Raw genomic sequence first — 22,358 nt, 5'->3', positions numbered from 1 at the left:
ACGGAACGGGCCGCGTGCGGACTTCAATATATGGTGAACGTCATTTTGACCTTCTTTTGCCGTCGGACAGGTCCGGGAGGGTTTGCCGATCATGCTGTCCACGCTGTGGAGCCCGCCGAACGGCACGCCCTCGCGCGCGCCCCGCGTTCCGCGTCCCGCCCCGGTCGAACGCGCGCACAGTCCGCGGCTGGCGGCGCTCGCCGCCCGCCCCGAGCGCGAGGCCGAGTTCTGGCGGGCCGTGGAGGCCGAGGGGACACCACTGGTGGAGCGCCTGGACGGCGACCCCGGGCACGCCGCGGTCACCTTCCTGTGGCGCGGCACGGCCGCGACGCGCGCCGTACTGGCCCTGCCCAACCAGGTGCTCGACCCTGACGACCTGGCCGGCAACCTGATGTCGCGCGTGCCGGGCACGGACGTGTGGCACTGGACGATAAGGATGCGGGCCGACTGGCGCGCCACGTACGCGCTCTGCGTGGACGAGGGCGACGGCGCGGGCGTGGCCCCGTCGGGGCCCAAGGGCCAGGCGTACCTGCGCGGACTGCGGCGGAACCCGCGGCGCGACCCGCTCAACCGGGCGGACTTCCCCACCCGCTGGGGCACCGAGCCGCTGTCGGTGGTCGCCCTCCCCGCGGCACCGGCGCCGCTCGGCGCGGGGCGGAACCGGCCCGGGACGCCGGTGGGCGAGGTCTCCGTCCACACCATGCGCAGCGCTCACCTGCGCAACTGGCGCCGTGTGTGGGCCTACGCCCCGTCCGGCTACGAGGACCTCGCCGGGCTGCCGGTGGTGGTGCTGCTCGACGGGGACGTGTGGCAGCAGCACCTCGACGTCTCGGCGCTGCTCGACGGGCTCGTGGCGGCCGGCGCCCTGCCCCCGCTCGTCGCGCTGATGCCGGACGCGCTGGACAGCGACACCCGGCGCCGCGAACTCACCTGCGACGACCGCTTCGTGGCCTTCCTGACGCGTGAACTGCTGCCCTGGGCCGCGCGTCGGTGGCCGGTCAGCAGCGACCCGGCACGCACGGTCGTCGCCGGCCAGGGCCTCGGCGGACTGGCCGCCGCGTACGCGGCGTTGCGCCGGCCCGAGCGGTTCGGGAACGTGCTCGCCCAGTCCGGCGCCTTCTGGTGGCCGGCCGGGCGGCGCGCGGGAGCCCTGCCCGAGGAGTGGCTGACCGGGCGCGTGGCGTCGCTGGCGCGAAGACCGGTGCGGTTCCACCTGTCGGCGGGCCTGCAGGAATGGGGCCTGACGGCCGTGGTCCGGCGGCTGCGGGACACCCTGCTGGCCCAGGGCTACGAGGTGGCGCACCACGAGTACAACGGCGGGCACGACTACCTGTGCTGGCGCGAGGAACTCGCCCACGGCCTCGCCTCCTTGCTGCGCGGCCCCTTCCCGGGCACCCTCCCCGGCCCCCGCGTATCGGCCCCGGCCGACACGGAGCCGGTCTGACGCGGTGGCGCGGCACGCCCGTGCCGGGGGCGGTGACGACCCGGGCGCGGCCCGGGCCCGGGAAGTGCCCCATGGCCAGGCCTCGTTGCCGCGTGGCCCCTCCCCCGCACCCGCGTATCGGTCCGGGCAGGCACGGAGCCGGCCTCACGCGGCGGCGCGGCCCGCTCGCGCCGGGGGCGGTGACGACCCGGGCGCGGCCCGGGCCCGGGAAGTGCCCCAGGAGCGGGCCTCTTTGCCGCGTGGCCCCTCCCCCGCAACCACGTATCGGTCCGGGCAGGCACGGAGCCGGCCTCACGCGGCGGCGCGGCCCGCTCGCGCCGGGGGCGGTGACGACCCGGGCGCGGCACGGCCGCTGCGGGGACGCGTACCGGCCCGGGACGGCGACGGATGTGCCCCACGACCGGGCCGCTTTGCCGCGCGACCCCTCCCCCGCACCCGCGTATCCGCCCAGGCCGACACGGAACCGGCCTCACGCGGCGGCGCGGCCCGCCCGCGCCGGGGGCGGTGACGACCCGGGCGCGGCACGGCCACTACGGGACGCGTACCGGCCCGGGGCGGCGAGGGACGTGCCCCACGACCGGGCCGCTTTGCCGCGCGGCCCCTCCCCCGCAACCACGTATCCGCCCAGGCCGACACGGAGCCGGCCTCACGCGGCGGCGCGGCCCGCCCGCGCCGGGGGCGGTGACGACCCGGGCGCGGCCCGGCCGCTGCGGGGCGCGTGCCGCGGGGTGGCATGCCTGGCCCCGGCCGTCGGCCGCGGCTGCGCGCCGCCCGGCGCACGTGACGGCGGCGCGGGCGCGGGGGCCCGCAATGACCACGGCATGAGCCGGGCCGCCCACCCGGCGTGGCGCAGGCGCCACCGGAGAGCGCGGCGGATGCCTGCGCACTGCCGAACCGGCACGACGACGCCCTGTCCGCTCGCGGCGTCACCAGAGCCGTCGACGACCCGAACCCCTTCGCCACCGCGGCACGGTGGACAAGGCCGTCCGCGCCGCGGCCGGGGCATCCACGCCCGAACCGGCGGGCGACGGCGCGCACATGCGTCAACCCGCCGACCGGGCGGGCGCATCGCGCGGCGCGGTCGATGACGGCCACCGCGGCACCGCCCCCGTGACCACGCGGTATGCGCGGCAGTCCCCGCGCCGGGCCGCCGCGAACCGCCGTGGGCACCCCCGGAAGGACGGCCAACGCAGGGGCCGCGCTCGAAATGCGCTTGCCGGGCAGGGGCGGGGCGTCCAGACTGCCCGGGTGCTGATTCGACGTGAGACCCCCGGCGACGTCCCGGCCGTACAGGCACTCACCGCGGAGGCTTTCGCCTCCGCGGAGCATCCCGTCCCCGTCGAGGTCACACTGTTGGCCGAGTTGCGGAAGTGCGACGCCTGGCTGCCGGAGTTGTCCCTGGTCGCCGTGGACGCCGACGGCGAGAGCGTCGTCGGCCATGTCGTCTGCACGCGGGCGCACGTCGGCGGCACGCCCGTGCTCGGTCTGGGCCCGTTGAGCGTCGCGCCGGAGTACCAGCGCAAGGGCGTCGGCCTGGCGCTGGTCCACACCGTGCTGGGCGCGGCGGACGGCCTCGGGGAACCGCTCGTGGCGCTGCTGGGCAGCCCGGACTACTACGGCCGGTACGGCTTCCGGGCGAGCACGGACTACCGGATCACGCCGCCCGAACCGGCCTGGGGGCCGTATTTCCAGGTGCGCCCGCTGTCCGCCTACACCCCTTCGGTCAGCGGGGCGTTCCGCTACGCGGAGCCCTTCGAACGGGTCTGAGGGAACCGCGGCAGCCACGCGGGCACGGCCCGGCCGTACGCCTCGTACGCCTCGCCGTGGGCCGCGCGCAGCGTCGGCTCCTCGTACCAGCGGACGAACGCGGCGACCGTCAGCCACACCGCGGCGGCGTAGAGGAACAGGACGGGCCGCAGGAGCAGCAGTCCCTGCCCGGCGACGAGCGCCACGACGGCCAGGTACATGGGGTTGCGGACCCGGGCGTACGCGCCGCCGGTGACGAGGCGTTCGGTGGGGGCCACGGGCGCGGGCGTGCCGAGCCCCTCGCGGACGAAGCGGGCGAAGCCGTCCAGGAGGACCACCGCGCCGGCGAGGGCGAGCAGGCCGCCGGCGGCCCGTAGCGGCCAGGGGCCGTCGCCGGACGCGTACCCGGTCAGCCACCAGGGGACGAGCCCCGCCACGACGCCGGGCGCGGCAAGGAGGAAGACCGCGCTGCCGAGCGCGGCCGTGGACCGTCTCATGTCTTCATGGTGCCCGCGGGCGGCCGTCCCGGACCCGTCTTGGCGGCGCGGATGTGCCCGTAGACGTGGGCGCGCAGTTCGGCGAAGCGGGGGTCGGAGCGGGTGATGATCTGGTCGCGGTCGTGGGGGAGGTCGACGGGCAGGTCCTCCTGGACGACGGTGGGCGCGGCGGAGAGGACGACGACACGGCGGGCGAGGTAGACGGCCTCGTCGATGTCGTGGGTGACGAGCATCGTGGTGATGCCGAGACGGTGCCAGAGCCCGAGGAGGAGGTCCTCGAGGTCGGCGCGGGTCTGGGCGTCCACGGCGGCGAAGGGCTCGTCCATGAGCAGGACCTGGGGCTCGTAGGCGACGGCGCGGGCGATGGCGACGCGTTGCTGCATGCCTCCGGACAACTGCCAGGGGTGGGCGGCGCCCGCGTCGGCCAGGCCGACGGCGGCGAGCGCCTGCTGGACGAGGGCGGTGCGGCGCGGGCGGGGCACGCGCGCCTCGCGGAGCGGGAGTGCGACGTTCTGGCTGACCGTCAGCCAGGGGAAGAGGCTGCGGCCGTACTCCTGGAAGACCACCGCCATGCCGGGCGGCGGCCCGTCGACGACGCGCCCGGCGAGCCGGACCTGGCCCGCGGTGGGCGTCAGGAGTCCGGCGACGCATTTGAGCAGGGTGGTCTTGCCGCAGCCGGACGGGCCCACGACGCAGACGAGTTCGCCGCGGTCGACCGTGAGGTCGATGCCGCGCAGCGCCTCGACGACGCGGCCGCGGCCCTCGTACACCTTGCGCAGTCCGGTGATCTCAAGCATGTGTCTCCCGTTGGTGCCAGTGCAGGACCCGGCGCTCGAGGGCGCGGAAGGCGAGCGAGAGCAGGAAGCCGACCAGGCCGAGCAGCACGATGCCGCTCCACATCTCGGGGATCTGGAACTGCCGCTGGAACAGCACGACCGAGTGGCCGATGCCCGAGGTGCTGGCGAACATCTCCGCGATGACCATGAGGATGATGGCCAGCGACAGCGCCTGCCGCAGTCCCGCCGTGATCTGCGGGCTCGCGGCGGGCAGGACGAGGCGCCGCAGCCGGGCGGGGCCGCGCAGGCCGTAGACGCGGGCGGTGTCGGCGAGCACCTCGTCCACGGCGCGGACGCCCTCGATGGTGTTGAGCAGGACGGGCCAGATCGCGCCGGAGACGATGACGAGGACCTTCATGGTCGTGTCGAGCCCGGCCACGAGCATGATCAGCGGCACGAGAACGGGTGGCGGGATCGCCCGGAAGAACTCCAGCGCGGGTTCGGTGGCGGCGCGCAGCCGGGCCGAGAGGCCGACGGCGGTGCCGAGGGCGACGCCGAGCAGCGCGGCGAGCGCGTACCCGGCGAGGAGCCTGGCGAGGCTCGGCAGGACGTCGTCGGTCAGGCGCGCGGTGAGCCACACGTCGCCGAAGACGGCGGCGATGCGCTGCGGCGAGGGGACGTAGAAGCTGGGCCGCCACACGCTCCACGCCCACCAGCCGAGGACGAGGAGGACGGGCAGTCCCAGCACCCGCAGGGCCGCGAGCAGGAGGCGCGCGAGGCGGCTCATGCGGCGGCCTCCCCGCGCACGGAGGGGTGCCAGGCCAGCAGCCACCGCTCCAGGCGGCGTACGGCGAGGTTGACGACGACACCGATGATCCCGGCGAGGGTGATCAGGGCGTACACGGTGGCGACGGCGCCGCCGGACTGGGCCAGCTGGATGCGCAGTCCGAGCCCGGGGCTGCCGATGACCAGTTCGGCGGTGACGGCGAGGATGAAGGCGACCGAGGCGGCGAGCCGCAGCCCGGTCATGACGTACGGGAGCGCGGTCGGCCAGACGAGGCGGCGCAGCGTCGTCCAGTGGCCGAGGCGGTAGGAGCGGGCGGTCTCGCGGGCGACCGGGTCGACATCGGCGACGCCGTACAGCACTTGGATGAGCACCTGCCAGAAGGCGGCGTACACGACCAGCAGGAGACTGGAGCCGAGGTCGGCGCCGAAGAGCAGGGTGGCGAGCGGGATGAGCGCCACGGAGGGGATGGGGCGGAGGAACTCGACGGTGGACGCGGTGGCGGCACGGGCGCCGGGAAGGGCGTCGATGAGGGTGCCGAGCGCGACGGCGAGGACGAAGGCGATGGCCAGGCCCAGGGCCCAGGCGCTCATGGTGTCGCCGAGCGCCGACCAGAGCTGACGGGTGGTCAATTCGTGGCCGAGGGTGCGCAGGATCTCGCTCGCCGGGGGCAGGAAGTCCCGGGAGACCCAGCCGAGCCGCGGCACGGCCTCGGCGGTGCCGAACAGCACCGCGAGGCCGGCCGCTCCGTACGCGGCGTCGCGTCCCCTCATGGCAGGAGGGCCGGGAGGTCGGCGTCCTTGGTGAGCGTGCCGTCCTGGCGGGCGTCGTCGGCGACGGTCTGGACGGACTCCCGGTTGATCTCGGTCGGCCACTTGGGGAGCTTGATCTTGGCGACGGCCTCGGCGGGGATCGAGGTGTAGGACTTCAGGGTCTCGCGCACCGCGTCGGGGTGGGCGTCGGCGTAGGAGAGGGCCTCGTTCATGGCGGCGGTGAAGTCCTTCACCAGCTCCGGGTCCTTCTGGACGGTCTGCTGGGTGGTGAAGTACATGGCCACGGTGAGGTCCGGCGCGGCATCGGCGTAGGGCCACGCGACGGCGCGGGCCCCCTGGCCCGTGGCCTGGGTGACGAAGGGCTCGACCTCCCAGACCGCGTCGACTCGGCCCTTGGACAGGGCGGCCGGCATGTCGGGGAAGGGCATCTCGACGAACTCCACCTTGGAGGCGTCGCCGCCGTCCTTGCGCACGGCGGCGCGCACGGTCGTGTCGCCGATGTTCTTCAGCTGGTTGACCGCGACGGTCCTGCCCGCGAGGTCCTTCGCGGACTTCACCGGGCTGCCGGCCGGGACGAGGACGGCGCTGTAGTCGGTGTCCCGCTCACCGGTGGAGGCGACGCCGTTGGCGACGACCTTGAGCGGCAGTCCCTGCTGCTGGGCCGTGAGCAGGGAGGTGGTGTTGGCGAAGCCGAAGGCGAACTGGCCGCCCATCACGCCGGTGATGCTGGCGGCGCCGCCCTGCACCGAGGTGATCTTCGCGTCGATGCCGTGCTTCTTGAAGAAGCCCTGGCTCTGGGCGAGGTACACCGGTGCGGTGTCGACGATGGCGATGGCGCCGACCGTGACGCTCCGTGCGCCTCCGCCGGAACCGGAGGGACCGCCCTTGCCGGCGGAGTCGCCGGAGTCGCCGCAAGCGGTGAGTCCGGCGGCGAGGAGCGCTGCCGCCGACAGGAGCAGGGGAAAGGTGCGACGCATGGGCACTCCCTGATCTGATCAGTTCCGTTCGCACAGTGAACTGTCGTTCATTGGGTGGTGCGCCAAGTGACGGTAGGGGCGCCGCGCGGCCGCGTCAACGGATCGCACAACGGCTCCTCGACGACAGTCGTGTCGCAGACGGGAGAGCAGGGGCACAGGAGGCACGAGAGGCGGAATTACATGGAGAAAATCATGAATTGAAGGCATTTGCCCCTGGTCGTCCGCTTTCGCCCTGAGTACAGTGGAGGTGGCCTACGGGGCGAGCGAGGGAGTCCGGTAGCACCGGAGCCGGAGCAGGAAGCAGCGGCTTCCACCGGAACCGGGTACAACGGCCGGGCTGAGAGGCTTGAAGGTCCGGGAAGAGGTTTTGAGACCGGAGAGCGACCCCTAGCACCTGATCCGGACCATGCCGGCGAAGGGAGTCCCACCTCGTAGGTCGTGGAACTGTAGCCGACGAGCCCGCGCGGTGAGCGCGGGCTCATTTGTGCCCGCCGAATCGTGTCGCGCGGGGCCCCGCCGGTCACTTGGCCGCCCCGCCCGTTCGCTGGGATGATCGCCTGACGCGGACGAGACCGACGGGGTGGGGGACATGGACGACCGGATGCTGGTGGGCGCGGTCAACGCACTGACCGCGCGATGGGCCCGGGAGACCCTGGGCGCCGGCCCGGCCGGGGCGACGGTCCTCTCCGCAGCGGGAGTCTGGCCGCTGCTGGCCCTGCTCGCCGCGGGTGCCGCGGGCCCCGCCCGCACCGAACTGGAACAGGCCGTCGGCACGGACGCCACGACGGCGGCCGCCGCTTCGGAACGGCTGCTCGCGCGGCTGGACGCGATGGACGGCGTCGACACCGCCGTGGGCCTGTGGACCAACGCCTCCCTGCCGCTCGCGCCCGGCTGGCTCTCGCTGCTCCCGGCCGGCGCCCACGGGCACTTCAGCGGCGACACCGAGACCGACCGCAAGGCCCTGGACACCTGGGCGGCGGAACGCACCCACGGCATGGTCCCCAGGATGCCGGTCGCCGTCGACCGGAACACCCTCCTGCTGCTCGCGAACGCCCTGGCCCTGCGCACGGACTGGGCCGAGCCCTTCCAGGACCACCACACGGGGACGCTCTTCCGCAGCTCGCCGCACCTGGACATGGCCGGGGTCGCGACCACTCCCTTCGGCCCGCTGACCATGGCGAAGGTGAACGGCACCAACGGGATCGAGGTCCACCTCCTGCTCGGCCCCGACCACGTCGCCCCCGGCGAGGTGATCGCCGCCGGCGTGGCCGCCCTCGGCGGGACGTACCCGGTGCTGCCCGGCAACCTGCTGCCGTACGGGCGCCCCGGGCCGGGGGTCGTGGTCGAGGACGTCACGAGCTTCGACCCGGCGCCCGCGCTCGACCTGACCACGGTGCCGTTCACCGTCGGCGCCGAGCACGACCTCCTCGACCGCGCCGCGCTGTTCGGGCTCGCCACGGCCCGGGACAGCGGCGCCGGGCACTTCCCCGGCATCAGCGCGCAGCCCCTTGCCGTCGGCGCGGCGAAGCAGGCCGCCACGGCGACCTTCAGCGCGAAGGGCTTCCGCGCCGCCGCGGTCACGGCCGTCTCCCTGATCGCCGGCAGCGCTCCCGGGCGGGCCCAGCAGGCCAGGCGCGTACGCGTCGGGTTCCTGCGCCCGTTCGGCTTCCTCGCCGTCCACCGGCTCTTCCCGGCGGTCCTCGTGGCGGGGTGGGTGACGCCCTGACCTCAGCGGGCGGCGGTCACAGGGCGCTCCCCGCCCGCCAGTCCGCCCAGCTCGCGTTCCAGGCGCCGTAGCCGTTGTTGACCTGGACGGTGTCGGTGGAGTGGACGACGGTCACCGGGTCGCCCGGTGACACGTGCTCGTAGAACCACTTGGCGTCGGCCGTGCTCAGCCCTATGCAACCGTGACTGCCGTTGACGCGGCCGAACTTGCCCTCGTTCCAGGGCGCGGCGTGCGCGAAGGTGCCCGACGTGGTGAGCCGGACGTCCCACTTCACGTCCTTCAGGTTGTACGCCTCGGGACCGAAGATGCGCACGGTGCGGGAGTTCATGGTGATGCTGGGCGTCTTCTCCAGGACGACCATGGTGCCGTTCCACGTCTCGAAACCGGACTTGCCGGTGGAGACGGGGAGGGTGCGCAGGACCGCTCCGTCGCGTCGCAGGGTGAGGGTCTTGCGGGCGGTGTCGACCGTGGTCACGACCGAGTGCCCTATCCGGAAGCGGACGACCCGGTTCTGCGTGCCGTAGCGGCCGCCGCCCGCGTCGACGCCGTCGAGGTCCATGCGGAGCGTGACCTCGGTGCCGGGCTTCCAGTAGGTGCGCGGGCGGTAGTCGACGCGGTCGCGGCCGCTCCAGTCCTTCATCCAGCTCCAGGCCCCGTCCACGGCCGGGCTCGCGGTGACGCCGAGCTTGCGCTCGACGGCCGCGCGGTCGCGTATGGGCTTGTTGAACACGATCGACACGGGCATGGCGACGCCGACCGTGGTGCCCTTGTCCGGGTGGTACTCCCCCACGAAGGTGCGCTCGGGCTCGGCGGTGGTGAAGGTGGTGTGCTCCGTCAGCCGCTTGCCGTCGGAGGTGGTGGCACGGACGAGCACGTCGTACGTCACACCGGGGGCCAGCCGGCCTGCCGAGGTCCAGCTCTCCTTGGAGGACGCGAGCGTGCCGCGCAACGGCCCTGGGCCGGCGGCGGTGACGCGTACGGAGTCGATCCGCGCGGCGGTGGTCCGAACGGTGACCTTGCGGTCGACGGGCACGGCACGCCCGCCGGAGGCGGGGGCGACGGCGATCGCCGGCCGTGGCTCCGCGGCGTGGGGCCCACCGCCGGAGCCGCTGCACGCCGAAAGCGACGCGGCGACGGCCAGGGCGAGCGTCGCGGCTCGTGCGCGCAGGGTCGTCCTCCGGTTCCGGGTCCGGTCGTTGGTCATGTGACGGCTCTCCTCCCCTGTCGAGTCGTACCTCTGCTCCTGCCCGGACTCGGGGCGGTCCACCGCATTCCGGCGACCGGAACTGCGCGGCCCGGACGGCTCCGTGGCGTCACCGTTCCGTACCAGGCGTGTACGCACGGAACCCGGGCGCGGCACGGCCTCGTGTTCCGCGGCGAACTCCGGTCGTGGGCCGGGGTGGCACAACGGGACAGCCGAACAGCCGAACAGCGGAACAGCGGAACGACCAGGGGGACTTCATGGAGCGCAGGAACACGAGGCGGGCCACGATCGCGGTGGCTCTGGCGGCAACGGCGGCGGTGCTGCTGACGGGGTGCCGGGGAGATGACGACGTCGCGGGCGGCGCGCCCTCGCCGACCGCTCCGTCGACCGCTGCGTCGGCCGCCGCGCCGTCACGGACCGCGGGTGGCACCCTCCCGGTCTCCAGCACGTCCCCGGAGCCCGGGGGCACCGGATCCTCCGCCTCCTCGTCAGGTTCCACGGCGGGCCCCGCGGACCGCTGCGGCGCGGAGGACCTGGAGGCGACCGCGGCGCACCAGGCCGCCGTACGTCCCCAGGGCACGGGCACCGGGGCGGCGGTGGTCGGCTTCACCAACACCTCCGGCGCGCCCTGCGTCGTCGAGGGCTTCCCGACGGTGGCCGGGGCGGCCAACGGCTCCCCGGAGATGAACGTGCCGCTGACGGTGCGGCACACCGGTGCGGCCGCGCCCGTCAGGCTGGCGCCGGGCGGCCGCGCGTGGGTGAAGCTGACGTTCCACCAGGTCCAGGGCGAGGGCGACGGCTCCTGCGTCTCGGGGGAGGCGCCGGTGCAGTACCCGACGATGGTGCTGGGCCTGCCCGGCGGGGCGGGCAGGCACCAGGTCGCCCTGGACGACGGGGTGTTCGCCGAGTGCGACGGTGTCGTCGCCGTCACCGCGCTGTCGGCGGACCAGCCGTCCTGAGGGCGTAGGCCCCCAGGTCAGCCGGCCGGTGCGGGCGCCTCCACCGTGAGGGTGCCCGCATCGGCGTCCAGCACCGCGGGGACGCCGAGCGGCACGGTGAGGCTGGTCTCGCAGTGGCCGAAGCCCAGTTCCTCGACGACCGGGACGCCGAGTCCGCCCAGCCGGTCCAGCAGCACCGCCCGCACCTCCTCGTAGGGGCCGCAGTCCTGCCAGGAGCCGAGGGCGATCCCCGCCACGCCGTCCAGCCAGCCGGCACGCAGCAACTGGGTCAGCATCCGGTCGATCCGGTAGGGCTCCTCGCCGATGTCCTCCAGCAGGAGGATGCCGCCGGGCACCCCCGGCCGCCCGTCCGGCGTGCCGAGGCCGGAGGCGAGCAGGGCCAGGCAGCCGCCGACGGTGACACCGCGTGCCGTGCCGGGAACGAGGGGGCGGGCGGTCGGTGCGCCGAGCACCCGCGTCCGCTCGGGCGCGAAGAGGGTGTCCTTCAGCTGTGCGCGCGTGGGCTCGTCCTTGAGGAAGCCCTCCGCCGCGGTCATCGTGCCGTGCAGGGTGGCCAGGCCCAGCCGGACCGCGAAGGCCTCGTGCAGCGCGGTGATGTCGCTGAAGCCGAGGAGGGTCTTGGGCCCGGCCGCCCGCAGCGCCTCCCAGTCCAGGAGGTCGGCCATGCGCTGGGCGCCGTAGCCGCCGCGCGCGCAGAGCACGGCGGCCACCGACGGGTCGCACCACGCCTCCTGGAAGTCGCGGGCGCGCGCCGCGTCCTGTCCGGCCAGGTAGTCGAACGTGGGGTGCCGGTCCAGGACGTGCGGCGCCACCACCGGGTCGAGGTCCCAGCCGCGGAGGATGTCGAGCCCCGCGTCGAGCCGCTCGCGGGGGACGGGTCCGCTGGGGGCGACGACGCAGACCCGGTCCCCGGGGACCAGGCGACGGGGGCGGGTGAGCGGGACGAGCGGTGTCACTTGGTGAGCTCCAGAGGGGGTACCGAGGGCGGGGTGAAGCCGAAGACCTGGCCGTAGAGGGCGAGTTCGGACTCGAGGCAGGTGATCATCGTGTCCTCGCGGCGGAAGCCGTGCCCCTCGCCCTCGAAGGTGAGGTAGGCGTGGGGGACACCGCGTCCCGTGATCCGCTCCAGGAACCGCTCGCACTGCACGGGCCGGCAGATCACGTCCTCCAGCCCCTGCAGCAGCAGGAACGGCACGGTGAGCCGGTCGGCCCGGGTGACCGGCGAACGGTCGCGGTAGCGCTCGGGGACGTCGGCGTAGGGCCCGATGAGCGAGTCGAGGTAGCGGGACTCGAAGTCATGGGTCTCACCGCCCTCGGCCCAGCCGGTGAGGTCGAGGAGGGGGTACTTGATCACGCCGCAGGCGTAGACGTCGGTGCCGGTGAGGGAGGCCGCGCTCGTCCAGCCGCCGGCGCTGCCGCCGCGGATCGCGAGCCGCTGCCCGTCCGCGGTGCCCTCCTCCGCCAGCGCCCTCGCGACGGCGGCGCAGTCCTCGACGTCGACGACGCCCCACTGCTCGCGCAGCCGCTCGCGGTAGGCGCGCCCGTAGCCGGTGGAGCCGCCGTGGTTGACCTCGACGACACCGATCCCGCGTGAGGTGAAGTAGGCGATCTCCAGGTCGAGCACGAGCGGGGCCCGGCTGGTGGGGCCGCCGTGCACCCAGACGACGTAGGGCGGCAGCTCTCCCTCGGGCGCGGCGAAGTAGGGGTTCGCCGGCGGGTAGAGCTGGGCGTGGATCTCCCGTCCGCCGGGCCCGGTGAAGGTGCGTTCCACGGGCTCGGGCAGGAACTCCGGTGGCACCGTGTCGTGGTGGGCGGCACCGATGACGCGGGTACGGCCGGTGCAGGTGTCGAGTTCGAGGACCTCGAACGAGCTGCGGGCCGAGGCGGCCACGGCGACCACCCGGGTGCCCTCGGTGGACAGCGCGGCGGTCCACTCGGTCCACGGCCCCGGCGCGTCGACCAGCTCGCCGGTCGCCGGGTCGAGTATCCCCAGGCGCTGTGCCCCCTTGCCGTGCAGCACCGCCAGCGTCCCCGCGGCGAGCGGGGCGAACCAGCGGGCGCCCATCTGCCAGCCGGGCCCGGCGAACTCCTCCTGCGCCGGCCGCAGGTTGACCGCGTCACCGGTGGCCGGGTCGACACGGTGCAGGTTCCACCAGCCGTCGCGGTCGGTGGCGGCGATCAGGGTCCCGTCCGGTGTCCACTCCGCCTGGGCCACCGACTCGGTGGGGCCGCCGAGGATCGTCCGGGCGGCGCCGAAGGTGCCGTCCGCGCCGACGGCGGCGTACTTGAGCTCCGTGCCGTCCCACGGCATCCGGGGGTGGTCCCAGGCGGTCCACACGGCCTGCCGGCCGTCCGGGGAGAGCCGGGGCGAGGTCACGAAGTGGTGTGCGTCGTCGGAGAGTTCACGCACGGCGGAGCGGTCCTCGGCGGCCGAGCCGTCGAGCGGAACGGCGGCGAGGACCCGTCGTACGTCGCTCGGGCCCGCCCCGGTGAACTCCTCCAGTACGCACCACACCTCACCGCGGTCCGGATGGATCTGCGGATCGGCCCAGCGCAGCCCGTCACCGACGGGGGAGAGCGGGGTCAGCGGCCGCGGCACGGCGCCCGGCGCGTCGGGCTCGTACGCGTAGAGCCGCTGGTCCGGGAAGTGGGAGAAGACGATCAGCGGTCCTCCCCCGGGCCGTGCCGTACCCGTCCAGGCCCGGCCGCCGTACTCGATGACGCGGGTGCGGACGTTCCACGGCGCGGGCAGCGGGCCGTCGACCCTGCCGTCCGCGCGGCGGCGGACGAGGGCGCGGCGGCCGCCCTCCGCCGGCCGTGGTTCGGTCCACCACACCTCGTCACCGACGAACCCGGGGAACTCGGGGCGCCCGTCGTGGGAGGCGGCGGTGCGGGCGTCGACCGGCGACTCCCAGGCACCGTAGGGGGCGATGATCGGGGCACGCGTCATCGGGCAGCTCCGTCGGTCGTGTCCTGCCGGCCCAGCATGAACCGGTCGAGTACGCGGACGCCGAAGTGCAGCCCCTCCACCGGGACCCGCTCGTCGACGCCGTGGTACATCCCCGCGTAGTCGTAGCCCTCGGGGAGCTTCAGCGGGGAGAAGCCGTAGCCCGTGATGCCGAGCCGCGAGAACTGCTTCGCGTCGGTGCCGCCGCCCATCACGTAGGGCACGACGTGGGCATCCGGGTCGAAGTGGATCAGCGCCTCCCGCATCGCGGCGTAGACCGGCGCGTCCAGGGGGGCCTCCAGCGGGATCTCGCGGTGGTGGAACTCCCACTCGACGTCCGGGCCGGTGAGCTCGTCCATGGTGGTCGTGAACTCCTCGTCGCCGCCGGGCAGGACCCGGCCGTCGACGTAGGCGACGGCGCTGCCCGGGATGACGTTGACCTTGTAGCCGGCTTCGAGCACGGTCGGGTTGGCGCTGTTGCGGATCACCGGTTCCACCAGGGCGGCGGCGGTGCCCAGCTTGGTGAGCAGGGTGTCCACGTCGTCGAAGTCGGGCTCGACCTCGTGCAGCGCGGCCAGTTCGGTCAGCGCCGCCCGCACCGTGGGGACGATCCGCACCGGCCAGCGGTGCTCGCCGATGCGGGAGACGGCGGCGGCGAGCCGGGTCACCGCATTGGCCGGGTTGACCTTGGAGCCGTGCCCCGCCCTGCCGTGCGCCGTGAGCTTCAGCCACGCGGTGCCGCGTTCCCCGGCCGCCACGGGGTACAGCCGCAGCCCGGGCCCTGCGTGGAAGGTGAAGCCGCCGGACTCGCTGATGCCCTCGGTGCAGTCGCGGAACAGTTCGGCGTGCTGCTCGACGAGGTAGGTCGCCCCGTAGGTGGCGCTGTCCTCCTCGTCGGCCGTCAGCGCGAGCACGATGTCCCGCTCGGGGCGCAGGCCCCGGCGGGCCCAGGAGCGGACGGTGGCGAGCACCATCGCCACCGTGCCCTTCATGTCGACCGCGCCGCGGCCCCAGACCACTCCGTCCTGTACCTCGCCGGAGAAGGGGTGCACGCTCCAGTCCTCCGCCCGGGCGGGCACGACGTCCAGGTGGCCGTGGACCAGCAGCGCGCCCTGCCCGTTCCCGGCGCGTGGGGCACCCTCGATCCGCGCCACGACGTTGGCCCGGCCCGGTGCGGACTCCAGGATGCGGGCCTCGATCCCGGCCTCGTCGAGCAGCCGCGCGGCGTGCTCCGCCGCGGGACGCTCGTTGCCGTCACCGCCGCCGCGGTTGGTGGTGTCGATCCGGATCAGCTCCGAGGTGAAGCGGACCGCCTCGTCCAGTGCCAGGGTGTCAGCCATACTGCTCCTCCACAGCTGCCGAGACGAGGGTGGTCACGGCCTTGTAGCAGCGGATCCCCTCGTACATGGTCGGTGACGTGTACGTGACGCGGCGCTCGCCCGTGCGCTCCACACCGGGCACGATCGCGGCGGCCCCAGCCAGGTGCGCCGCGTCGAACTCGACCTCGATCGTGAACGGCCCGCCCCGCGCCGGCTCATGGCGCACGGCGAGCGAGGTCGCGTCCTTCGCGGCGGAGCGGATGTCCGCCGCCGTACGGGCCGGCGGCCGGCACACGGCCGCGTACCGCGACACGTAGTCCTTGACGGCGACCGTCCGCGCCGCCGGCGCGTAGTCGCGGGCGTCGAGGCCGGTCCGGTCGTCCCCCGTGACCAGCACGACGGGCACCCCGTACTCGGCGGCCACCAGCGCGTTCAACCGGCCCTCGCTCGCCGGCGGACCGCCGTTGACCCACACGCCGGTGATCGAGTTGGGGAGGTAGGTGTGGGCGAGCACCCCTTCCGTCCCCGCACCCGTGTGGAAGCCGACGAAGGCGATGCCGTCCACGTCGCCGTGCTGCACGCCCTCGACCATGGACAGGTCCTTGTGCCGCCCGGTGACCATCCGGGCCCGCTCGTCCAGCTGCTCCAGCAGCAGGTTCCGCATGGACCAGTGGGCCTCGTTGACCAGGACCTCGTCGGCGCCGCCGTCGAAGAAGCCGGCGATCGCGGCGTTCACGTCCGAGGTGAACAGATGCCGGAACCGCTGCCAGCCCTCCGTGCCGGGCAGGACGTCACCGGGCCAGGTCACCCCGGTGGCGCCCTCCATGTCCGCGCTGATCAGGATCTTCATGGCATGGAACGTTACGCAAAGTCACCGCGGCACACCAGGCCCCCGCCCCGCCTGTGGAAAACTTCAGTGGCCCAGACCGGTGGCGGTCAGCCGGCACCCCCTGCCACCAGCCAGTTCGTCGGTACCTCGAGCCGCGTGCCGTCCGCCCGCCGCTCCGTCGTCACGAGCGCGACCTCACCGCGTGCGAGCACCTCCATCCCCGCCGCGCGGAAGAGCTCCGGGACGGTCTCGTCGGGCAACGCGGCCGGCGCGATCCCGTGCGAGAAGACCGCCGCGAGCTTGGCGGGCGGCCCGCCCGGCCCCTGCGCGAACCTGGCCAGCACGTCCTTCGCCGACGCCGCGAGTTCGTCCGCGAACGCCCGGCCGCGCCCGCCCGTCAGCACGGCGATGCCCTCGACCAGCGGTGTGCGCTCCTCGGGCAGGCACTGGTGGAGCACTCCGCGCATGTACACGTTCGCCTCGCCCAGCTCCTCGCTCAGCCGCCGGACCGCCTCGGGGTCGGCCGCGTCGAGCTGCCGGTACTCGGCGACACCGCCCGGGTCCTGGTGCCGCGCGTGGCCGATCGCGGCCGCCGCGAGGTCCACCCCGACGGCCCGTCCGTAGTGCTTGGCCAGGAAGCGGGTCTGGGTGCCGTTGCCGCAGCCGAGGTCGACGACCGGCAGCGACGGGTCGAAGTGCGCCTCGAAGAAGGGGAGGTGCGCCGCCGCGGTGACCTCCGCCTCCGCGTCCCAGAACACCGCCCCCCGGCTCTCCGGGGGCGTCGCGCCAGAAGCCCTCCCACGCCTGCAGGTTCGTGCCGGTGACGTCCATGCGATCTCTCCCCAGGTCCACGTGTCCGTCGCCGCGGACCGTGCCCGGCCGCGCGGCCGAAGCCCCGTCAGCGTCCGTGCTACCGGCGGCCGTCGGCGAGGGCAAGCGTCCGGTCGAAGTCGTGACCTCGCGTTCGCTACGTTCGAGGCCCGGCCGGGGCCCCGCCGCGTCCGCCGGTCCGCCGCCACGGCAGCGCCTGCTCGAACCAGACCGTCTTGCCCTGCGCCGTACGGCTCGCGCCCCACTCCCGCGCCAGCCGGGCCACGATCCGCAGTCCCCGCCCCGACTCGTCCTCGGGCCCGGCGCCGAGCAGGACGGGTACGGCGTGGTCGTCGTCCGAGACCTCGCACAGCAGCGCGTCCGTACGCACCAGGCGCAGCTCGACGTGCCGGGAGTGCGCGTGCCGGACGGCGTTGGTGACCACCTCGCCGACCATCAGCTCTGCCGCCTCCGCCGCCTCCTCCAGCCCCCAGCCCTCCAGGGCGCCCCGGGTCAGGATCCTGGCCCTGCCCACTTCGCGGGGGTCGAGGGCGAGCTGCCAGGTGACGACGTCCTCTCTGGCGATGCCGTTGAGCCGCGCCATCAGCAGGGCGACGTCGTCCTTGCGGCCACCCGGCGGGTTGAGGGCGCGGATGATCGTGTCGCAGGCGTCGTCCATCGAGGCCGCGGGATGCGCGGCGCTCTCGCAGAGCGCCGCGAGACCGGCCCCGATGTCCTGGCCCCGTACCTCGACCAGCCCGTCCGTGCACAGCACGAGCCGGTCGCCGGGGCCGACGGCGACCTTGACCGTCTCGAAGGGCACCCCTCCGATGCCGATCGGGGCACCCGTCGGGACGTCGAGCAGCACGCTGCGGCCGTCCTCGGCGCGCACCAGCACGGGCGGGATGTGGCCCGCGTTGGCGATGAGCAGCTCGGATCGGATGGGGTCGTACACGGCGTACAGGCAGGTCGCGAGGTAGTGCTCGCCGAGGCGCTGCGCCAGGTCGTCGAGGTTGCGCAGCAGTTGCGCCGGCGGCATGTCCAGCGCGGCCATGGTCTGCACGGCGGTGCGCAACTGGCCCATCATCGCGGCGGCGTTGAGCCCGTGCCCCATGACGTCGCCCACGGCGAGGGCGAGCCGGGAGCCGGGCAGCTTGATGGTGTCGAACCAGTCGCCGCCGACCCGGCCCAGCCGGGTGCCGGGCAGGTAGCGGGTCGCCACGTCGCACCCCGGCATGCGCGGGGTGATCTGCGGCAGCATGCTGTCCTGCAGCGTGTCGGCGACGTTCTCCTGGTACGTGTACATGCGGGCGTTGTCCAGGACGAGCCCGGCGCGGGCGGCCAGTTCGGCGCCCGTCACGCGGTCCATGTCGTTGAACGGCGGGCGCTCGCCGTGCCGCAGCAGGATCATGAAACCGAGGACGACGTTGCGCGCCTTCAGCGGCACGACCAGCATCGACCGCCCGGTGATCAGCGGCCGGATGTCGCGCTTCTCGAACTGCGAGGCGATCTCCTCGCCCATGGGTTCGGTGATCCTGGGCACCAGCACCGGCTGACCGCTCATCATGCACTGGAAGAACGGTGTGTGCTCGGGGAAAGGCATGGACTCGCCGACCGGTACGACGTCGTCCCAGCGGCCGGGCTCGTCGGTGTGCTCCAGGGCGACCCGGTACCACATGGTGGTGACGTCGGGCGGGCCGTCGGGGAAGCCCTCGCCCGCCAGCACCTGTTCGCGCAGGTAGGTGCCCGCGACGTCGGTGAAGCGCGGTACGACGGCGGCGCTGACCTCCCGGATCGTGCGGGTCAGGTCCAGGGAGCTGCCGATGCGCCCGCTGACCTCGTTGAGGAACTCCAGGCGCTCACGGACGGCGGCGTACTCCAGGTCGGGTTCGGGCTCCTCGGACCCGATGGTGCGCGGTTCGGTGGCGGACTCACGGACGGCACGCCGCCTGCGGGCCCTGCGCTCGTCCCGTCGGGGCACGCCCCAGTCAGGGGTGACGGGCACCCGGTCGTGCCGGCTGATCTCCAGGACGGGGTAGCCGAGTTCCAGCACCTGGGAGACGATGCGCCCGCTCTCGGCGACGCTCATGCTGGGCAGGATCTCGGGGAGCCGCTTGGCGAGCCCGTCCGCGCCGGGGAACTCGGTGTGCAGGGCGAAGCCGGGCGCGACCCGCTCGGACTCCCGGGGAGGGGAGTCGTCCTCGCCGTGCACCAGGGCGGCGTCGGCGGCCAGCACGAGCAGGCGCTCGGGACCCGGGCCGACCAGCGGGTAGGCCCACCACAGGACGTCGCCGGGGAGGCCGAGGGGGTCGGGGTCGGGTCCCTGGTTGAGCCGCGCGAGGCCGGCGGTCGGGTAGGAGGTCACGCCGCTGAGCGTGGCGTCGAGGTCGGCCCCGGGCGACCCCTCGGGTCCGTCCGGGCCGGGCTCCTCGCCGAGCGCGCCGGAGACCGGCAGCAGGTCGACGGCAGGGCGGCCGACGGCCTCCTCCCGGGTGGGCCCGAAGAGCTTGCGGGCGCCCGTGCTCCAGTGCGAGACGAGCCCGTCGCCGTCGACCACGACCACGGCGAGCGGGACGCGTCCGGAGAGTCCGGTCCGCTGCTCCGGCAGCGCGGCGCGGCTCCCCTCCCCCGGCGGAGTGCGACGTTGCATGACGCGAGCGGCTCCTTCCCCTGCGGCGCCCGGATCCCGACAGAGGCGCGGAGGTGGTCGGCCCCCGGCGCAAGATCTGCGGCTCCGCAACCACGGTACGACCGACACCGGGTGCCGCGGAGGGCATTGGACGAATCCGGTGTGCGCCCGCGGAGGGCCGTGGATGCGCCGGGGCATGCGCGGGCGCATGCCCCGGCACTGAGGGGCCGTCAGGGGCAGGTCAGTCCTCGTGGCCCAGGTGCACGTCGCGCTCGGTGCGCTCACCGCCGCTGAGCCGCAGCACGGTGGCCACCGGCGGGTACCCCGAGGCCACGACGGTGTACTCGCCCGCGGCCAGGTCGACGAAGCGGAAGACGCCGTCAGGGCCGGTCGTCACGGTGTCCAGGACGTTGCCCGCCGCGTCCAGCAGGGTGACCCGCGCGTCCTCGACGGGGCTGCCGCCCGGGCCGCGCACGGTGCCGCGCAGCATCGCGCCGCCCGCGAGTTCGACGTCCTGCCGGGTCTCCCGGGCCGCGTGCACCGACACGGGGAGCGCCGCGGGCCGGTAGGCGGGGGCGTTGGCGGCGAGCGTGTACTCCCCCGCGACGAGGTCGCTCAGGACGTAGTCGCCCTCCCTGCCGGTACGGGTGGTGGCCACCACGTCGCCGCGGGAGTCGGTGAGGGTGACGGTGGCCTCCCGTACGGCCGTGCCGTCGGCGGTGCGCACCGTGCCGGCGAGCCGCCCGGCGCCGCCGAGCACCACGTCGAGCTCGACGGGGCGTTCCCCGACGGTGACGCTGACGGCCTGCGGCTGGTGTCCCCCGGCGGCGGCGATCAGGACGTAACTGCCGCTGCCCGGGGTGCTCAACGCGTAACGTCCGTCCTCACCAGTCGCGCCACGCCCGATCTGTCGGCCGGTCACATCGATGAGGGTGAGGGCCGCCCGGCCTACGGTGCTGCCGTCGGCGTGCTGGACGGTGCCGCACACCGGGACGCCGACGCCGACGGTGTCGGCCTTGCGGGCGGTGGGGACGTGCTGGGTCACCAGGGGTTTCTCCTTGAGCAGGAAGGCGAGCAGGAAGCCGAGGGCGAGGACCGGCACCAGGTAGAGGAAGATGCGCGGCATGGCCTCGGCGTACGCCCGCACATAGGCCTCGCGCAGCGGTGCCGGCATCGCGTGCACCATTTGCGGCGTGATCGACTGGGGGTCCGGCAGGTCGACGCCGCGCGGCAGCCGGTCGGCGAGCCCGTCGGCGAGCCGGTTGGCGAACAGGGTGCCGAAGACGGCCGCCCCCACCGAGCCGCCGATCTGCCGGAAGTAGTTGTTGGCGCTGGTGGCGGCGCCGAGGTCGGCGGGCCGCACGGAGTTCTGCACGGCGAGGATCAGCACCGGCAGGACGAGGCCGATGCCCAGCCCCAGCACGCCCATGTAGACGCTGTACTCCACGCGCGGGGTGTCGGTCTCCAGCAGCGACAGCAGCCACATGCCGGCCACCGAGAGCGCCCCGCCGGCCAGCGGGAACACCCTGTAGCGCCCGGTACGGCTGATCAACTGCCCGGAGACCACGGAGGCCAGGACAACGCCGAGCATCATGGGCAGCATCAGCAGCCCGGACTCGGTGGCGCTGACGCCGTTCACCATCTGCAGGAACGTGGGCAGGTAGCTGGCGGCGCCGAAGAGGCCGACGCCGACGACGGCCCCGATGAGGGCCGAGACGGTGAAGATGCCGTCGCGGAAGAGCCGCAGCGGGATGATGGGTTCGACGGCGAACCGTTCCACCACGACGAACAGCACGGCACAGCCGAACGATGCCACGCCCAGCCCGATGATCACGTCCGAGCGCCAGGCGTACGTCGTCCCGCCCCAACTGGTCAGCAGCACCAGGCAGGTGGAGCCGGCTGCCAGCAGCAGTGCGCCCAGCACGTCCAGCCGGGGGCGCACGGCCGGCCGCGGCAGCTTCAGGACGACGGCGATGACGGCCAGGGTCAGCAGCCCGAAGGGCACGTTGATGTAGAAGCACCAGCGCCATGAGGCGTGGTCGGTGAAGAAGCCGCCGAGCAGCGGCCCCGCAACGGAGGCCAGACCGAAGGATGCGCCGATCAGGCCCATGTACCGGCCGCGTTCCCGGGGCGGGACGATGTCCGCGATGATCGCCTGGACGCCGATCATCAGCCCCCCGCCGCCGACACCCTGGACGGTGCGGAACGCGATCAGCTCGTTCATGGAGCGCGACCAGCCGGCGAGCGCCGAGCCGATGACGAAGACGACGATGGCGAACTGGAAGACGCTCTTGCGCCCGAAGAGGTCGCCGAGCTTGCCGTAGATCGGCAGCCCGACGGTGGAGGCGAGCAGGTAGGCGGTGACGGCCCAGGACATCTTGTCCAGGCCGTGCAGCTCGCCGACGATCTTGGGGAGCGCGGTCGCCACGATCATCTGGTCGAGCGCGGCCAGCAGCAGGGTCAGCATGAGCCCGAGGAAGACCAGACGCACCCTGCGCGGGCTCAGTCCGCCGACGGGCGCGCCCTGCTCCTGCGGCACGGCTGCGGGTCGGTCCTCGGGGCCCGTGCCGGCGCCGGTCACGTCCGTGAGGGTGCCGGTCTCCTCGGACAGGGTCGTCCCGGTGGTGCCGCCCATCTGCGTACCGCTCCCCTCGTCGCGCCTGCCCTGCGACAACGATCTGGGGCGCCGGGGATGCGCCGGAGCGCGGCAGATCCACCCTTTCAAGTGACGTGCCCACCGGCGTGCGCCCACCGGGCGCCGGCCCGGCACATGGGGCGCGTACCCGTGCGACGCGTCAAGGGAGGTGACCGGGCGTCACCCGGCTCCGGCCGCCTCCCTTGTGCCGCCTGCTACTTCTCGGTCTCCGCGGCGAGGCGCGCGAGCACCGCATCATGGATGCGGTTCAGGCCCTTGGGAGCGAAGGTGCGCTCGAAGAAG

General features: G+C 74.1%; 16 protein-coding genes and 2 pseudogenes. 4 read left to right on the top strand and 14 right to left on the bottom strand.

Annotated features, from left to right (window positions below; genetic code table 11):
- The first annotated feature begins 91 nt into the window (after positions 1-91).
- Both fes and ACFYYN_RS08495 read left to right on the top strand, forming a co-directional pair.
- Positions 92-1,444 carry an enterochelin esterase gene (gene fes, locus ACFYYN_RS08500; RefSeq protein ID WP_500545168.1) on the top strand — a complete coding sequence of 451 codons (1,353 nt, stop codon included), beginning with the start codon at positions 92-94 and terminating at the stop codon, positions 1,442-1,444.
- 1,248 nt (positions 1,445-2,692) lie between these two features.
- A complete protein-coding gene (locus ACFYYN_RS08495) occupies positions 2,693-3,211 on the top strand; it encodes a GNAT family N-acetyltransferase (protein WP_500545167.1) in 519 nt (172 codons plus the stop codon).
- Here the strand turns inward: ACFYYN_RS08495 and ACFYYN_RS08490 are convergent.
- The 5 genes from ACFYYN_RS08490 to ACFYYN_RS08470 are packed head-to-tail and all read right to left on the bottom strand — an operon-like array spanning position 3,184 to position 6,997.
- Complete coding sequence (locus tag ACFYYN_RS08490) at positions 3,184-3,687, bottom strand: methyltransferase family protein (RefSeq protein ID WP_500545166.1); 504 nt, start codon at positions 3,685-3,687, stop codon at positions 3,184-3,186. The two genes, ACFYYN_RS08495 and ACFYYN_RS08490, sit on opposite strands and share 28 nt — an antisense overlap.
- On the bottom strand, positions 3,684-4,484 hold the full coding sequence (locus ACFYYN_RS08485) for an ABC transporter ATP-binding protein (RefSeq protein WP_500545165.1): 801 nt from the start codon (positions 4,482-4,484) through the stop codon (positions 3,684-3,686). Before ACFYYN_RS08485 ends, ACFYYN_RS08490 begins: the two co-directional genes overlap by 4 nt.
- Positions 4,477-5,250 carry an ABC transporter permease gene (locus tag ACFYYN_RS08480; RefSeq protein ID WP_500545164.1) on the bottom strand — a complete coding sequence of 258 codons (774 nt, stop codon included), beginning with the start codon at positions 5,248-5,250 and terminating at the stop codon, positions 4,477-4,479. The genes ACFYYN_RS08485 and ACFYYN_RS08480 overlap by 8 nt, the downstream gene beginning before the upstream one ends.
- The gene (locus ACFYYN_RS08475; RefSeq protein WP_500545163.1) at positions 5,247-6,020 is read right to left on the bottom strand and encodes an ABC transporter permease; all 774 of its coding nucleotides are present in this window, start codon (positions 6,018-6,020) and stop codon (positions 5,247-5,249) included. Before ACFYYN_RS08475 ends, ACFYYN_RS08480 begins: the two co-directional genes overlap by 4 nt.
- On the bottom strand, positions 6,017-6,997 hold the full coding sequence (locus ACFYYN_RS08470) for an ABC transporter substrate-binding protein (protein ID WP_500545162.1): 981 nt from the start codon (positions 6,995-6,997) through the stop codon (positions 6,017-6,019). Before ACFYYN_RS08470 ends, ACFYYN_RS08475 begins: the two co-directional genes overlap by 4 nt.
- Before the next feature lie 589 nt (positions 6,998-7,586).
- On the opposite strand from ACFYYN_RS08470, the gene ACFYYN_RS08465 reads away from it, so the two are divergent.
- Positions 7,587-8,723, top strand: a complete 1,137-nt coding sequence (locus ACFYYN_RS08465) for a serpin family protein (RefSeq protein WP_500545161.1) — start codon at positions 7,587-7,589, stop codon at positions 8,721-8,723.
- Positions 8,724-8,739: 16 nt separating this feature from the next.
- Here ACFYYN_RS08465 and ACFYYN_RS08460 read toward each other — a convergent pair whose 3' ends face one another.
- Positions 8,740-9,927: a L,D-transpeptidase gene (locus tag ACFYYN_RS08460; protein WP_500545160.1), complete on the bottom strand. Its 1,188-nt coding sequence runs from the start codon at positions 9,925-9,927 to the stop codon at positions 8,740-8,742.
- A gap of 257 nt (positions 9,928-10,184) precedes the next feature.
- On the opposite strand from ACFYYN_RS08460, the gene ACFYYN_RS08455 reads away from it, so the two are divergent.
- A complete protein-coding gene (locus ACFYYN_RS08455) occupies positions 10,185-10,886 on the top strand; it encodes a DUF4232 domain-containing protein (protein ID WP_500545159.1) in 702 nt (233 codons plus the stop codon).
- A gap of 17 nt (positions 10,887-10,903) precedes the next feature.
- On the opposite strand, the gene ACFYYN_RS08450 is transcribed toward ACFYYN_RS08455, so the two are convergent.
- From ACFYYN_RS08450 to ACFYYN_RS08415, 8 genes and pseudogenes are all read right to left on the bottom strand, one after another.
- A complete protein-coding gene (locus ACFYYN_RS08450; protein ID WP_500545158.1) occupies positions 10,904-11,842 on the bottom strand; it encodes a S66 peptidase family protein in 939 nt (312 codons plus the stop codon).
- Positions 11,839-13,836, bottom strand: coding sequence for a S9 family peptidase (locus ACFYYN_RS08445; RefSeq protein ID WP_500545157.1), 1,998 nt, complete (start codon positions 13,834-13,836; stop codon positions 11,839-11,841). Before ACFYYN_RS08445 ends, ACFYYN_RS08450 begins: the two co-directional genes overlap by 4 nt.
- Positions 13,833-15,173, bottom strand: a complete 1,341-nt coding sequence (locus tag ACFYYN_RS08440; RefSeq protein ID WP_500545156.1) for a M20/M25/M40 family metallo-hydrolase — start codon at positions 15,171-15,173, stop codon at positions 13,833-13,835. Before ACFYYN_RS08440 ends, ACFYYN_RS08445 begins: the two co-directional genes overlap by 4 nt.
- Positions 15,166-16,002 carry a M55 family metallopeptidase gene (locus tag ACFYYN_RS08435; RefSeq protein WP_500545155.1) on the bottom strand — a complete coding sequence of 279 codons (837 nt, stop codon included), beginning with the start codon at positions 16,000-16,002 and terminating at the stop codon, positions 15,166-15,168. The genes ACFYYN_RS08440 and ACFYYN_RS08435 overlap by 8 nt, the downstream gene beginning before the upstream one ends.
- Before the next feature lie 86 nt (positions 16,003-16,088).
- Positions 16,089-16,812, bottom strand: a pseudogene (locus ACFYYN_RS08430) (class I SAM-dependent methyltransferase).
- A gap of 136 nt (positions 16,813-16,948) precedes the next feature.
- Complete coding sequence (locus ACFYYN_RS08425; RefSeq protein WP_500545154.1) at positions 16,949-19,441, bottom strand: SpoIIE family protein phosphatase; 2,493 nt, start codon at positions 19,439-19,441, stop codon at positions 16,949-16,951.
- 220 nt (positions 19,442-19,661) lie between these two features.
- Positions 19,662-22,055 (bottom strand): MFS transporter, encoded by a 2,394-nt coding sequence (locus ACFYYN_RS08420; RefSeq protein ID WP_500545153.1) that lies wholly within the window; start codon positions 22,053-22,055, stop codon positions 19,662-19,664.
- 215 nt (positions 22,056-22,270) lie between these two features.
- Positions 22,271-22,358: pseudogene (locus ACFYYN_RS08415) on the bottom strand (SRPBCC family protein); the annotation flags it as partial.

The sequence above is a fragment of the Streptomyces sp. NPDC001902 genome, from assembly GCF_042891295.1.
In the GTDB taxonomy this organism is placed as follows: domain Bacteria; phylum Actinomycetota; class Actinomycetes; order Streptomycetales; family Streptomycetaceae; genus Actinacidiphila.
The sequence above is the reverse complement of the archived record's forward strand: the minus strand, read 5'-3'. Positions and strand labels throughout refer to the sequence as shown.

Coding starts and splice junctions, on each gene's coding strand:
- fes (WP_500545168.1), top strand. CDS start 92: ATGCTGTCCACGCTGTGGAGCCCGCCGAACGGCACGCCCTCGCGCGCG.
- ACFYYN_RS08490 (WP_500545166.1), bottom strand. CDS start 3,687: ATGAGACGGTCCACGGCCGCGCTCGGCAGCGCGGTCTTCCTCCTTGCC.
- ACFYYN_RS08485 (WP_500545165.1), bottom strand. CDS start 4,484: ATGCTTGAGATCACCGGACTGCGCAAGGTGTACGAGGGCCGCGGCCGC.
- ACFYYN_RS08480 (WP_500545164.1), bottom strand. CDS start 5,250: ATGAGCCGCCTCGCGCGCCTCCTGCTCGCGGCCCTGCGGGTGCTGGGA.
- ACFYYN_RS08475 (WP_500545163.1), bottom strand. CDS start 6,020: ATGAGGGGACGCGACGCCGCGTACGGAGCGGCCGGCCTCGCGGTGCTG.
- ACFYYN_RS08470 (WP_500545162.1), bottom strand. CDS start 6,997: ATGCGTCGCACCTTTCCCCTGCTCCTGTCGGCGGCAGCGCTCCTCGCC.
- ACFYYN_RS08465 (WP_500545161.1), top strand. CDS start 7,587: ATGGACGACCGGATGCTGGTGGGCGCGGTCAACGCACTGACCGCGCGA.
- ACFYYN_RS08460 (WP_500545160.1), bottom strand. CDS start 9,927: ATGACCAACGACCGGACCCGGAACCGGAGGACGACCCTGCGCGCACGA.
- ACFYYN_RS08455 (WP_500545159.1), top strand. CDS start 10,185: ATGGAGCGCAGGAACACGAGGCGGGCCACGATCGCGGTGGCTCTGGCG.
- ACFYYN_RS08445 (WP_500545157.1), bottom strand. CDS start 13,836: ATGACGCGTGCCCCGATCATCGCCCCCTACGGTGCCTGGGAGTCGCCG.
- ACFYYN_RS08440 (WP_500545156.1), bottom strand. CDS start 15,173: ATGGCTGACACCCTGGCACTGGACGAGGCGGTCCGCTTCACCTCGGAG.
- ACFYYN_RS08435 (WP_500545155.1), bottom strand. CDS start 16,002: ATGAAGATCCTGATCAGCGCGGACATGGAGGGCGCCACCGGGGTGACC.
- ACFYYN_RS08425 (WP_500545154.1), bottom strand. CDS start 19,441: ATGCAACGTCGCACTCCGCCGGGGGAGGGGAGCCGCGCCGCGCTGCCG.
- ACFYYN_RS08420 (WP_500545153.1), bottom strand. CDS start 22,055: ATGGGCGGCACCACCGGGACGACCCTGTCCGAGGAGACCGGCACCCTC.